Source organism: Diaphorobacter aerolatus, from assembly GCF_014489535.1.
GTDB lineage: Bacteria > Pseudomonadota > Gammaproteobacteria > Burkholderiales > Burkholderiaceae_C > Diaphorobacter_A > Diaphorobacter_A aerolatus.
Genome location: NZ_CP060783.1, coordinates 2528920 through 2541833, shown reverse-complemented (window position 1 = coordinate 2541833; position 12914 = coordinate 2528920). Strand labels below are relative to the sequence as shown.

The window sequence follows — 12914 nt, the reverse complement described above, 5'->3', positions numbered from 1 at the left end:
CCGCCGGGCGAGTCCCGGCCAGCAGCGCTAAGAAAAGAGAAGAGAGAATAAAAGATAAAAGAATAAAGAGAGGTAATCAGGCCAACCTGGCCTTCAACAACTCATTCACCTGCCCAGGGTTGGCCTTCCCCTGAGAGGCCTTCATCACCTGCCCCACAAGCGCGTTGAACGCCTTGTCCTTCCCCGCCTTGTATTGCTCCACATTCGCAGGATTTGCCGCAATCACCTCATCGATGATGGTTTCGAGTGCGCCGGTATCGTTCATCTGCTTGAGGCCCTTGGCCTCGATCACCGCGTCGACGTCCGAGCCTTCGCCGGTCCACAGAACCTCGAACACCTGCTTGGCGGCGTTGTTGCTGATGGTGCCGTCCTGGATGCGTTTGATCAGCGCGCCCAGTTGGGCGGCCGGCACCCTGACCTGTGCAATGTCGATTTCTTCGAGATTGAGGCGGCGAGAGATTTCGCCCATCACCCAGTTGGAGGCGAGCTTGGGCTGCTCGCAGGTCCTGGCGGCGATCTCGAAATAGTCGGCCATGCCCTGGCTTTGCGTGAGCGTGGTGGCGTCGTATTCGGGCAAGCCGTATTGCTCGACAAAGCGATCCGCGCGCTGGCGGGGCAACTCGGGCATTTCGCCCTTCACCTTTTCCACCCACTCGGCGGCTACGTGCAGCGGCGGCAGGTCGGGGTCGGGAAATAGCGGTAGTCGGCGGAGTCTTCCTTGGTGCGCATCGCGCGGGTTTCGCCGGTGTCCGGGTTGAACAGCACGGTGGCCTGCTGGATCTTGCGGCCGTCTTCGATTTCCTCGATCTGCCAGCGGATCTCGTAGTCGATGGCGATCTGCATGTTCTTGAACGAGTTCAGATTCTTGATCTCGCGTCGCGTTCCGAGTGGCCCGCCCGGCTTGCGCACGGACACGTTGGCGTCGCAGCGGAACGAGCCTTCCTGCATGTTGCCGTCGCAGATGCCGATCCAGGTGACGATCTTGTGCAGCTCCTTGGCGTAGGCCACGGCTTCCTCGGTGCTGCTCATGTCGGGCTCGGTCACGATCTCGAGCAGCGGCGTGCCGGCGCGATTCAGGTCGATGCCGGATTGGCCGATGAATTCATCGTGCACCGATTTGCCGGCGTCCTCTTCGAGGTGGGCGCGCACGAGGCGCACGGTCCTCTTTTCGTCGCCGACGAAGAAGCTCACCGTGCCGCCCTGCACCACGGGAATCTCGAACTGGCTGATCTGGTAGCCCTTGGGCAGATCGGGGTAGAAATAATTCTTGCGCGCAAAAATGCTCACGGGCGCGATGTGCGAGCCGAGCGCCAGGCCCAGCCTGATCGCGCATTCCACGGCCTTTTGGTTCATCACCGGCAGCGTGCCGGGCAGCGCCAGATCAACGGCGCAGGCCTGCGTATTGGGTTGTGCGCCGAACGCGGTGCTGGCGCGGCTGAAGATCTTGCTCTGGGTGGCGAGCTGGGTGTGGGTTTCAAAGCCAATCACCACTTCGTAGCCGTTGATCAGCTTGACGGTTTTTTCGGTCATGTCCTGTGTTCCTTCGCGCTGAATTACTTGGCCGACGTGGCAGGTTGGCGCAGATGAAAATCCGTCGCCTTCTGCAACTGGTGCGCCGCATTGAGCAGGCGCGCCTCGTCGAAGTAGTTGCCGATGAGTTGCAGGCCGACCGGCATGCCGCCTTCGCCGAAACCAGCGGGCACGCTCATGCCGGGCAAGCCGGCGAGGGAGGCGGGCAGTGTGTAGATGTCGGCCAGGTAGTTGGCGAGCGGGTCGCTCTTGCCGCCGAGTGCCCAGGCCACCGTGGGCGCTGCGGGGCCGGCGATGACGTCGCATTCCTTGAACGCGGACTGAAAATCGTCGGCGATCATGCGGCGGATCTTCTGCGCCTGCAGGTAGTAGGCGTCGTAGTACCCATGGCTCAGCACGTAGGTGCCAATGATGATGCGGCGCTTGACCTCGTCGCCGAAGCCTTCGGCGCGGGTCTTCTTGTACATGTCGAGCAGGTCGGTGTATTCCTTGGCGCGGTGGCCGAACTTCACGCCGTCAAAGCGCGAGAGGTTGGACGACGCTTCGGCGGGTGCGATGATGTAGTACACCGGGATCGACAGTTCGGTGCGTGGCAGGCTGATCGGAACCAGCTTTGCGCCGAGCTTTTCGTACTCCTTCAGCGCGCCGTCGATGGCGGCGCGGACGTCGGTGGCGAGGCCGTCGCCAAAGAATTCCTCGGGAATGCCGATGCGCAGGCCCGCAAGCGAATCATGGAGCCTGAGCGTGAAATCCTCGGCGGGCGTGTCAAGGCTCGTGGAGTCGCGATCCGGATCGGGGCCGCACATCGCGGAGAGCATCAGCGCACAGTCTTCGGCGGTGCGGGCCATGGGGCCGGCCTGGTCGAGGCTCGAAGCGAACGCGATCATGCCGTAGCGGCTGGCGCGGCCATAGGTTGGCTTGATGCCGGTGATGCCGCAAAACGATGCGGGCTGGCGAATCGAGCCGCCGGTGTCGGTGCCGGTCGCGCCGGGTACCAGGCGCGCCGCGATGGCCGCGGCCGAGCCGCCCGAGGAGCCGCCGGGCACGCGTGTCCGGTCCCACGGGTTCAGCACCTTGCCGATGGCCGAGTTCTCGTTGGCCGAGCCCATCGCGAATTCGTCCATGTTGAGCTTGCCGAGCGTGACGCAGCCCGCGTCGGCGAGCCGGGTCACCATGGTCGCGTCGAACGGCGACTGGTAGCCGGTGAGCATCTTTGACGCCGCCGTGGTCGGGAAGTCCTTGGTGACGAACAAATCCTTGTGCGCAATCGGTACGCCTGCCAGCGGCGCGTTGCTGTTGCCAGCGGCGAGTGCGGCGTCGGCGGCCCGGGCCTGAGCGAGCGTCACATCCTCGTTGATGTCAACGAACGCGCCCAGATCGTCATGTGCCTTGGCCCGGGCGAGAAAATGCTGCGCGGCCTCGACGGAGGAAACCTCGCGCGCCTTGAGCTTGGCGGCCAGTTGCGCGAGGCTCAGATCATGCAGATCGGAATGGGATGTACTGCTCATGCGAATTTCTTCGTTCGATCGATCGATCGTTTGAATGACGGGCGGGTGGGCAGGCGCTGCCCACCGCGAGGAAAAATGGTCGAAACTTACTCGATCACCCTGGGCACGAGGAACATACCGTTTTCCACTGCCGGGGCGCTCCTCTGGTTGGCCTCGCGGTTGTCGGGCTCGCTCACGACGTCCTCGCGAAGGCGCAGCTCGATGTCCTTGATGGCGGCCACCGGGTGGGAAAGCGGTGTCACGCCCGTGGTGTCCACGGCGCGCATCTGCTCGACCACTTCAAAGAACTGATTCAGGCCTGTGAGCATGCGCTCACTCTCGTTTGTGTTAAGTTCCAGCCGCGCCAGATTGGCAATGCGGGCAATGTCGTCTTGTGTCAGTGCCATAGAAATCCGTGAGGGAAGTCGTCAACCCGGTATCCGGCAATCCAGTGCCAAGGGGCATTTGTCGGACCGGGAATGTGTTTGGGCGAAGCTGTCTATTATCCCGCCTTTGCATGGAATACCCGCCTGCCACCCTGCCAAGGCCGCTTCGCGCGCACGGAAACCGGGAGTCTGGCCATCGTTTCCAGGGATCGCCGCCTCCCTGTTTTGGGATTGGCATTCCGAGGCGATAGTCTGTGGCTATATGCGACACAATTGATGACGGCCATCGAGCGTCAATTGCGCATAGAAACTGTGTGTAAAGCCCGGTTTGGGGCGGTTTTGACAGAGGCTATTCACAGGTGTTGCGGTATTATTCCATCTTTGCCGTTATATCGTCCGCACTGTTGGTGATTGTGCGAAATCGGCCAATATCTACACCGTATTTCCTGGCGACGGCATGCCGATGTGCCTGCCGTGCCTGAGAGGATTCTTGAATGTTCGGAGCTTTTCGTCGGTACTTCTCCACCGACCTCGCCATCGATCTGGGCACTGCCAACACCCTGATCTTCGCCCGTGACAAGGGCATTGTGCTCGACGAACCCTCCGTCGTCGCCATCCGCCATGAAGGCGGACCGCACGGCAAGAAGGTGATCCAGGCCGTGGGCCATGAGGCCAAGGCCATGCTCGGCAAGGTGCCTGGCAATATCGAGGCCATCCGTCCGATGAAGGATGGCGTGATTGCGGATTTCGTGATCACCGAGAACATGATCAAGCAGTTCATCAAGATGGTGCATCCGCGCTCGGTACTGACTCCGAGCCCGCGCATCATCATCTGCGTGCCTTGCGGCTCGACCCAGGTCGAGCGCCGCGCGATTCGCGACGCGGCCGAGGCGGCGGGTGCCACCAGCGTCGACCTGATCGAGGAGCCCATGGCGGCCGGCATCGGCGCCGGCCTTCCGGTCTCGGAGGCTTCGGGCTCGATGGTCGTCGACATCGGCGGCGGCACGACCGAAGTGGGCGTGATCTCGCTCGGCGGCATGGTCTACAAGGGCTCCGTGCGCGTGGGTGGCGACAAGTTCGACGAAGCCATCATCAACTACATCCGCCGCAACTACGGCATGCTGATCGGCGAGCCTACGGCGGAATCGATCAAGAAGCAGATTGGCTCGGCCTTTCCGGGCTCCGAAGTCAAGGAAATGGAAGTCAAGGGCCGCAACCTCTCCGAGGGCGTGCCGCGCAGCTTCACGATCTCCAGCAACGAAGTGCTGGAAGCGCTGACCGAGCCGCTCAACCAGATCGTCTCGGCCGTGAAGAACGCGCTCGAGCAGACGCCCCCCGAGCTGGGTGCCGACATCGCCGAGCGCGGCATGATGCTGACCGGCGGCGGCGCGCTGCTGCGCGACCTGGATCGCCTGCTGGCCGAAGAGACCGGCCTGCCGGTGCTGGTCGCCGAGGAGCCGTTGACCTGTGTGGTGCGTGGCTGCGGCATTGCGCTCGAGCGCATGGACCGGCACGGCGGCATCTTCACCAACGAGTGACGGAAAGAAAGAGCGGCAAGCGTGGCATGGGGGATGAACGCCGGACGGAGTAGGTCATGCCACTAGGCACGCTCGACCGAAAGGCCCCGTCGCTTTTCAAGCATGGCCCCTCGCCCTCGCTCGCCTGACTCTCTACAGCGCCTTGGCGCTGTTTTTGATGGTGGCGGACGCGCGTTTTCATGTCACCGAGCCGGTGCGCAAGGCGATTGGAACGGTGCTCATGCCGATCCAGTGGCTGATGCTCAAACCGGTGGAGTTCGCACGCGGCGGCGCGGGCTATTTCCAGTCGCTGGAAGAGGCGCAAAAGGGCCGTGACGTGGCGCAATCGCGCATGGCGGCGATGTCGCAGCAGGCCCATCAGGTCGAATTGCTGCTCCAGGAGAACTCCCAACTGCGCCAGCAACTGGAACTGCGCGACCGCGTCAAGGCGCCCGGCATGGCCGCGCAGGTGGTGTACGACGCGGCCGACCCCTATACCCGCCGCGTGGTGATCGACCGGGGCCAGATGGCGGGCGTGCTGCCGGGCTCGCCGGTGATCGATGCTTCGGGCGTGCTCGGGCAGGTCACGCGCGTGTTCCCGCTGTCTTCCGAAGTCACGCTGCTGATCGACCGCGATCAGGCGATCCCGGTTCGCAACATGCGCACCGGCGCGCGCGGCGTGGCCTATGGTGATCCGGTGATGATCCACGGCGGCGGCATGGAACTGCGCTTCATGCCCAGCAATGCCGACGTGCAGGAGGGCGACATGCTCAGCACCAGCGGCATGGACGGCGTCTACCAGCCGGGGCTGCCGGTGGCCAAGGTGGTCAAGGTCGAGAAGCGCGCCGATTCCTCGTTTTCGCGCATCTATTGCGAACCGCTCGCGATGATGTCGGGTGCGCAATACGTGACGGTGCTGCAGCCCCTCACCGACGGCGTGCGTGCCGAGGTCGAGGCCGAAGTGCCCGCACCCAAGTCCGGCAAGGCCGACAAGCCTGCCAAGACCAGGGACCTGCCCGGCAGGCGTTCCGAAGGAGCACGGCCATGATGCCCAAGGGCCAGCAACTGCTGCTTCCGGTGAGCCCGCTGTTCATCGCGGCCAGCATTCTCGTCGGCCTGGCGATGAACATCCTGCCGCTCGGCCGCGTGGTGTGGACGCCCGACTGGCTCATGGTGCTGCTCGCCTTCTGGGGATTCACCAGCCGCAGCGCGTCGGCATGAGCGTGGCGTTCGCGCTGGGCCTCTGCATGGACGTGAGCCAGTCGGCGCTCATGGGCCAGCACGCGCTGGTCTACTGCCTGCTGATGTTTGCGGCGCAGATGTCGAGTCGCCGCATGCTGTGGTTCAATGTGTGGCTGCAGGCATTGCAGATGGTGCCGCTGTTCGTCGGGGCGCATGCGATCGAGCTGGCGCTGCGCCTGATTTCCGGGGGAACTTTGCCCGGCCTCGAAGGTCTGATTGCACCGGCTCTGGAAGCGGTTTTGTGGCCGCTCGCTTCCTGGATATTGCTCGCGCCGCAGCGGCGTCCGCCCGACCCGGACGAGAACCGTCCGCTGTGACGCACGCGCTGCACAACGGACTGGCTTCGATGGACTTCGCTCGCTCATGACTGAACTACGGAATGTGGAGGCAGACTTCTCCCGCTTCAAGTTGCGGGTGCTGGTCGTCGGCCTGCTGGTGCTGCTGGCCTTCATGCTCATCGCCTGGCGGCTGGTGGTGCTGCAGGTCGGGCGTCACGACGATCTGGCCGAGCAGGCCGAGAGCAATCGCACGGCGGTAGTTCCCATCGTCCCCAACCGCGGCCTGATTCTGGATCGCAACGGCGTGCTGCTGGCGTCGAACTATTCGGCCTATACGCTCGAGATCACGCGCGCCAAGGTCGCCAGCCTCGAAGACACGATTGACGAGCTGGGCAAGATCGTCGAAATCGGCCCGCGCGACCGCCGCAAATTCAAGCGGCTGATGGAAGACTCCAAGAGCTTCGAGTCGATACCGATCCGCACGCGTCTGACCGATGAAGAGGTGGCACGCTTTGCGGCACAGCGCTTTCGTTTTCCCGGCGTGGACATCAAGGCGCGCCTGTTCCGCAGCTACCCGCTCGGTGAAACCGGTGCGCACCTGATCGGCTACATCGGCCGCATCAACCAGCGCGAAAAGGAACGCATCGAGGATTCGGACGACGCGGCCAATTACCGCGGCACCGACTACATCGGCAAGCTCGGCGTCGAGGCGTCCTACGAAAAGACGCTGCACGGCACCACCGGCGTGGAGCGGCTGGAAACCTCGGCGGGCGGGCATGCCATTCGCCGCCTCGCAAGCTATGCCGCCACGCCCGGCGACACGGTGATGCTGTCCGTGGACATCAAGCTGCAAAAGCTCGTCGAGGAAATGTTCGGCGACCGCCGTGGCGCGCTGGTTGCGATGGACCCGCGCAACGGCGAGATTCTTGCGCTCGTGAGCAAGCCCACGTTCGACCCCAACCTCTTCGTCGAAGGCATCGATCAGGAAAACTGGCAGGCGCTCAACGAATCCATCAACAAGCCACTGCTCAACCGCGCGCTGCGCGGCCTGTATCCGCCGGGCTCGACCTACAAGCCGTTCATGGGTCTGGCGGCGTTGCAAATGAACAAGCGTTCGGCCACGCAGGTCTACAACGATCCTGGATTCTTCAACTACGGTGGCCGCACCTTCCGCAGCCACGAGGGCGGCCTCGGCGGCGTGGACATGTACCGCGCCATCCAGCATTCGAGCAATACCTACTTCTATTCGCTGGCCGTGGACATGGGCGTGGACATGATCCACGACTTCATGAAGCCGCTCGGTTTCGGCCAGATCACCGGCGTCGATCTGAACGGCGAGGTGCGCGGCACGCTGCCCAGCACCGAATGGAAGCGCAATACCTACAAGCGCCCGGAGATGAAGCGCTGGTACTCTGGCGAGACCGTGTCGCTGGGCATCGGGCAGGGCTACAACAATTTCACCATGCTGCAGCTCGCCGCCGCCGAGGCCACGCTGGCCAATGGCGGAACGCGCTACACGCCGCACATCGCCAAGGCCACCAAGGACGCGGTGACAGGCAAGGTCACCGAAATCGAGCAGCCACCGGGCGTCTCGCTCGGCTACTCGCCCAAGAACGTCGAGGTGATCCACAAATCGCTCGGACTGGTGAACAAGGGCGGCACCGGCGCGCGGCTGTTTGCGGGCGCGCAGTACACCTCGGGCGGCAAGACCGGCACGGCGCAGGCCGTGAGCCTGGGGCAGAACGTGCGCTACAACGCCCGCCTGATGGATGAGCACAAGCGGGACCATTCGCTGTTCTCGGCTTTTGCGCCTTTGGAGGAGCCGCGCATCGCCGTGGCCATCATCGTGGAAAATGCAGGTTTCGGCGCGGCGGCGGCGGGACCGATCGTGCGGCGCGTATTCGACTACTGGCTTCTGGGCCTGTACCCCAATGAGGCCGATCTCGCGGCCGTTTCCAAGGGTCAGGCGACCGCGCCCATGGGCACGCCGCGCAAGGCCGAAGACATCTCGATCACGACCGAAGAGCCACCCGCGCCTTGAGCGGCAGGCGCAATTTCATATACTGGGTGTTGCACCTATGAGCAATCTGCCACCCCACGGAGACGCAATGAGCAGGATTTTTCGCAGTCTGGTGGCTGCAGCCATCGCCAGTTTTTCGTTAGCGGCTTGGGCGGCCCTGCCCCAGCCGGGCCTGTGGTCGTTCGCCGCCGAGCAAAACGGCAAACCGGGCGCGGCCTGCAGATCGATCGCCAGAGCGGCGAGACGGTTGTCGTGTCCTATTTCGGCTACCGTGAAGATGGCACGGCGACGTTCTACCAGGCCTCCGGCAAGGTCACCGACGGCAAGAACTTCGTGGCCGATCTGCTCGAATACCAGAATGGCCGGGCGATTGGCGGCCGCAGCCGCGACGGCGAGCTGGCGCGCAACGTCGGCAAGGTGCGACTGACCTTCAACACCGAGTCGAGCGGCACGATCACCCTGCCCGGCGAGAAGCAGCAGAACGTGTCCCGTTACGTGTTCGACGACACCCGGGCGCGCCTGAGGAACCGCTTTCAGGCGGTGATGTTCGAGAGCAGCTACGGCATCACCGATACGCTCAAGGGACTGATGAACGTAAAGGTCATCGACGATGATTTTTCGGCCGTTTTCCAGTACGACGGATCCAAGGAATACTGCGTCTTCTCGGGCAAGCTCGTCGCGACCGGCAACACCTTCCAGGTCACCAAGGGCAACCGCGTCTGCACCGGCGACGGCGGGTCCACGCCCACTCCGTACAGCTTCACGGACCTCAGTGTGAACGAGGCCGGGGTGCTGTCGGCGCGTGGCAGCTACGGAGACGTGCTGTCTGGCGTCTGCGTGCGCCGCACCAAGGACCTCGTGGCCACGCCTTCGTGGGATCAGACCAACCGCTGCACGGCGGAAGATCTGGGCCTGAGCAGCGCTCCGGCGAATTGAGATGCGCTACGACTGCCCGCATTGCGGCACGGCCTTCGGCGGCTGCAACTGACTCACGATCAACGCACCGACGATCAGCGCGGCTCCGAACAGTCCGGTGATTCCCAGGCTTTCACCGATCAGGAACCAGCCCATCGTCGCCGCAAACACCGGTTCGAGGCCATAGATGATCGCGCTTCGCATGGCATCGACGCGCTGCTGGCCCCAGGCCTGCAAGGTCACGACCAGGACGCTGGCAAAGACGCCGAGGTAGACCAGCGCGATCCAGGAGGCGGGTGGAATGTCCAGCAGCGGCCCCAGCGCACCTTGCATATCGCCATGGCGAATCACCACGAGCACGCTAGCCGCAACGAACATCACCGTGGCCTGCGCGGCGGCCATGCGGGTGGCGCGCAGTGGTTGCCCAGCGGTGCGACGCGCGCATTCCTCTAGCGCGAGGATGTAGACCGCATAGAAAAAGGTGCTGGCGAGGGTGAGCGTGTCGCCCAGATTCCACGGCTCGTTCTCGTGGAACATCAGCGTCATTCCGAGCAGCGCCATGCCGCAGGCGGCCCAGAGCGCGAGCCCGTAGCGCCTGCCCAGCACCAGCATCGCGAGTATCGGCACGACCAGCACGTTGAGCCCCGTGACGAACGCGTTGCGATTGCTCGTGGTGCGCGCCAGCCCCTCAATCTGCAGCCAGAACGCGATGAACAGCAGCATGCCGAGCGCCAGCCCCCAGCGGCATTCGCTGCCACGCATGCCGCGCCACAGGGGCAGCAGCACCAGCAGCGCGATGGCAAAACGCGCCCAGATGATCTGTAAGGCGTCGAGATGCTGGGACAGGAGTTTCATCGCGGGAAAGGTGGTTCCCCAGACGATGGTGACGATCAAGAGGGCCACAAGGCCACGGCGTTCGGAGCGCATATCGACAGGAAATCGGAAATCTCGAAGAAACACGTAGGTGTGGCAGGCTGCCGCAGCGTTCAAAATCGCCACGGCCGCCGCCAGCAATCATCGTCGCCAGCCCCGCTGCGCTGCCACCTCGGGGCCGTCAGTGGCTCGACATGCGCCCGATGAAGGCGCGAATGCGTTCATTGGCGGGATTGCCAAAAAATTCAGCCGGTGGCGCTTCGGCAGCGATGCGTCCCTGGTCGAAGAACATCACGCGATCCGCGACCTCGCGCGCGAAGCCCATTTCGTGGGTCACGATGATCATCGTCATGCCGCCGTTGGCCAGTTCGCGCATCACGTCGAGCACTTCCTGAACCATTTCGGGATCGAGCGCCGACGTGGGTTCGTCGAACAGCATCACCTTGGGCTCCATCGCGAGCGCGCGCGCAATCGCCACACGTTGCTGCTGCCCGCCCGAAAGCTGCCACGGGTACTTGTGCGCATGGTCCTGCAGCCCCACGCGCGTGAGCAGCAGCATCGCCCTGGCGTTGGCCTGCTCGCGCGAGAGACCGCGAATGCGGCGCGGCGCGAGGCTGACGTTGTCCAACACCGTCATGTTGCCGAACAGGTTGAACTGCTGGAACACCATGCCGACCTCGCAGCGCTGCTTTTGCAGCGTGGCCTCGTTGTCGGTCACCGGCACGCCGCCGATGGTGATGGTGCCGCTGTCATGCGGTTCCAGCCGATTGATGGCGCGCAGCAGCGTGCTCTTGCCCGAGCCCGAAGCGCCGATGATCACGGTGACTTCGCCGGTGTTGAACGAGGTCGAGACCTCCTTGAGCACCTGATGCGTGCCGAACGATTTGCAGACCCTGTCGGCAACGATGTAGCACTGCTCCGGAGTTTTGTTCAGCTCGCTCATTTGACGCGGCCCTCCACATCGAAACGGTACTCGATGGCGGCGGCCACCTGGGTCACCAGTGTCGTGAGAATCAGGTAGGTGATGGCCACGGTCACCAGCGTTTCCACCGGCTGAAACGTGGCGGACTGAATGCGGTTGCCGACGTTGGTGAGTTCGACCACACCGATGGCGTAGGCGAGCGACGAGTCCTTGAGCAAGGCGACGAAGTTGCTCACCAGAGGCGGCAGCGAAATCTTGAAGGCCTGCGGAAACACCACGTCGAAAAACACCCGGCTCTTGGGAAGGCCGAGTGCGCGCGCGGCTTCGGTCTGGCCACGCGGCACGGCGAGCAGCCCCGCGCGAATCGCCTCGGAGTTGTAGGCGCCGACGTTCAGCCCCAGCGCGACCACGGCGGCGGCAAAGTCCGGCAGATTCAGGCCCGGCACCAGAACCGGCAGGGCGAAGTAGACGAACAGGATCTGCACGAGCAGCGGCGTGCCGCGAATCGCCCAGATGTAGATGCCCGCAATCCAGCGCAGCCAGACATGGCGCGAGGTGCGCGCGAGCGCCGCGCTGGTGCCCAGAATCAGGCCGACGACGCCGCTCACGAGCGTCAGGTACAGGGTGGTGAGCGCGCCCTCCTTGAACAGATCGGCGTTGGAGCCGATGGGTTCGGGAAAGAACGAAAGAAGCTGGCCCAGCAGTGCAAGGACCAGCACCATCAACAGCAAAGCCGCAACCAGTGTCGCATTGCTGCGTTGGTTGCGGCTCCAGTGTGCGGGCCAGAGGGCTAAAAGCATGAGGAGGTACTTCGCCGGGCATCAGGGCCCGGCGTCATTCATTGGAGAGAAAGCGATGAAAGCGTGCGCGCTTGCTTCTTACTTGCAGGTCACGTCTTCCTGAAAGTACTTCTGCGAGATGGCCTTGATGGTGCCGTCTGCAATCAGTGCCTTCAGCGCCGTGTTGTAGGCGTCGGCCAGCGGCGTGTTGCCCTTGGAGACGGCGGCGGCGATCTGCTCGATGAACAGCATGTCGCCCGTCTTGAAACCGGCCTTGGGTGCCTTGGCCAGCATTTCCTTGGCGACGAAGCGGTCGGTCACCCAGGCGTCCACGCGCTTGGAAGCCAGGGCGCTGCGTGCGGCCTCGTCGGTCGGGAAGTTCTTCACTTCCTTCACGCCCGGCACGTGCTTGACGTGTTCGAGGTAGCTCGTGCCGGTCTGCACCGCCACCACCTTGCCCGCCAGATCGCCAGCGGACTTGATCGCGGGATTCAGCGACACGATGATGCCGCCCGAGCAGTAATGGGGCAGGGTGAAGGTCACGGCCTTGGCGCGCTCTTCGGTGATGCCGTGCGAGGCGATGACCAGATCCCAGCGATCCTGCGCGAGGCCGGTGAGCAGTGCGTCGAAGCCCACGGTCTTCCACTCGTGCTTGAGGCCCATCTTCTTGGCGACGGCCTCGGCCACGTCGATTTCATAGCCCGTGAGCTGCTTGCCCTTGAAGAAGTTGAACGGCGCGTACTGGCCTTCCGAGGCCATGTTGATGCTGCCGGCCTTCTGGATTGCATCCAGCGGACGGGCCTGCACCGAAACGGCAGCGCACAGTGCCACGGCAGCGGCGACGGTTGCAAAAAACTTCTTTTTCATGTGTGTTCTCGTTCCTGCGGATCATCGCATCAGGTACAAAAAATCCGGCATTGCAGATCACAAGCCGGAACCGGTCTGAACCCCCGCTCGTAGCGGGT

The 12914-nt window shown here is 63.6% G+C and carries 9 protein-coding genes and 3 pseudogenes; 5 read left to right on the top strand and 7 right to left on the bottom strand.

The window, feature by feature from the left end:
• Positions 1-76: 76 nt before the first annotated feature.
• The 3 genes and pseudogenes from gatB to gatC all read right to left on the bottom strand — a co-directional run bounded on the left by gatB (position 77) and on the right by gatC (position 3424).
• A pseudogene (gatB, locus tag H9K75_RS11930) lies at positions 77-1530 on the bottom strand (Asp-tRNA(Asn)/Glu-tRNA(Gln) amidotransferase subunit GatB).
• Between the two features lie 23 nt (positions 1531-1553).
• Positions 1554-3038, bottom strand: a complete 1485-nt coding sequence (gatA, locus tag H9K75_RS11925; protein ID WP_187722844.1) for an Asp-tRNA(Asn)/Glu-tRNA(Gln) amidotransferase subunit GatA — start codon at positions 3036-3038, stop codon at positions 1554-1556.
• 86 nt (positions 3039-3124) lie between these two features.
• Entirely contained in the window at positions 3125-3424 is a 300-nt protein-coding gene (gatC, locus tag H9K75_RS11920) for an Asp-tRNA(Asn)/Glu-tRNA(Gln) amidotransferase subunit GatC (RefSeq protein WP_187722843.1), read from the bottom strand.
• Between the two features lie 473 nt (positions 3425-3897).
• On the opposite strand from gatC, the gene H9K75_RS11915 reads away from it, so the two are divergent.
• From H9K75_RS11915 to H9K75_RS11895, 5 genes and pseudogenes are all read left to right on the top strand, one after another.
• On the top strand, positions 3898-4941 hold the full coding sequence (locus H9K75_RS11915) for a rod shape-determining protein (protein ID WP_187722842.1): 1044 nt from the start codon (positions 3898-3900) through the stop codon (positions 4939-4941).
• Between the two features lie 56 nt (positions 4942-4997).
• Positions 4998-5968 (top strand): annotated as a pseudogene (mreC, locus tag H9K75_RS11910) (rod shape-determining protein MreC).
• A pseudogene (gene mreD, locus H9K75_RS11905) lies at positions 5965-6479 on the top strand (rod shape-determining protein MreD). Before mreC ends, mreD begins: the two co-directional pseudogenes overlap by 4 nt.
• Positions 6480-6525: 46 nt before the next feature.
• Complete coding sequence (gene mrdA / locus H9K75_RS11900; RefSeq protein WP_187722841.1) at positions 6526-8481, top strand: penicillin-binding protein 2; 1956 nt, start codon at positions 6526-6528, stop codon at positions 8479-8481.
• 153 nt (positions 8482-8634) lie between these two features.
• Positions 8635-9396, top strand: a complete 762-nt coding sequence (locus H9K75_RS11895) for a hypothetical protein (protein ID WP_187722840.1) — start codon at positions 8635-8637, stop codon at positions 9394-9396.
• A 6-nt stretch (positions 9397-9402) separates the two neighbouring features.
• Here the strand turns inward: H9K75_RS11895 and H9K75_RS11890 are convergent, their stop codons facing one another.
• The 4 genes from H9K75_RS11890 to H9K75_RS11875 all read right to left on the bottom strand — a co-directional run bounded on the left by H9K75_RS11890 (position 9403) and on the right by H9K75_RS11875 (position 12816).
• On the bottom strand, positions 9403-10302 hold the full coding sequence (locus H9K75_RS11890; protein WP_187722839.1) for a DMT family transporter: 900 nt from the start codon (positions 10300-10302) through the stop codon (positions 9403-9405).
• Between the two features lie 127 nt (positions 10303-10429).
• The gene (locus tag H9K75_RS11885; protein ID WP_187722838.1) at positions 10430-11191 is read right to left on the bottom strand and encodes an amino acid ABC transporter ATP-binding protein; all 762 of its coding nucleotides are present in this window, start codon (positions 11189-11191) and stop codon (positions 10430-10432) included.
• Positions 11188-11970 carry an amino acid ABC transporter permease gene (locus H9K75_RS11880; protein WP_187722837.1) on the bottom strand — a complete coding sequence of 261 codons (783 nt, stop codon included), beginning with the start codon at positions 11968-11970 and terminating at the stop codon, positions 11188-11190. The genes H9K75_RS11885 and H9K75_RS11880 overlap by 4 nt, the downstream gene beginning before the upstream one ends.
• Positions 11971-12048: 78 nt before the next feature.
• Entirely contained in the window at positions 12049-12816 is a 768-nt protein-coding gene (locus tag H9K75_RS11875; protein WP_187722836.1) for an ABC transporter substrate-binding protein, read from the bottom strand.
• Between the last annotated feature and the right edge of the window lie 98 nt (positions 12817-12914).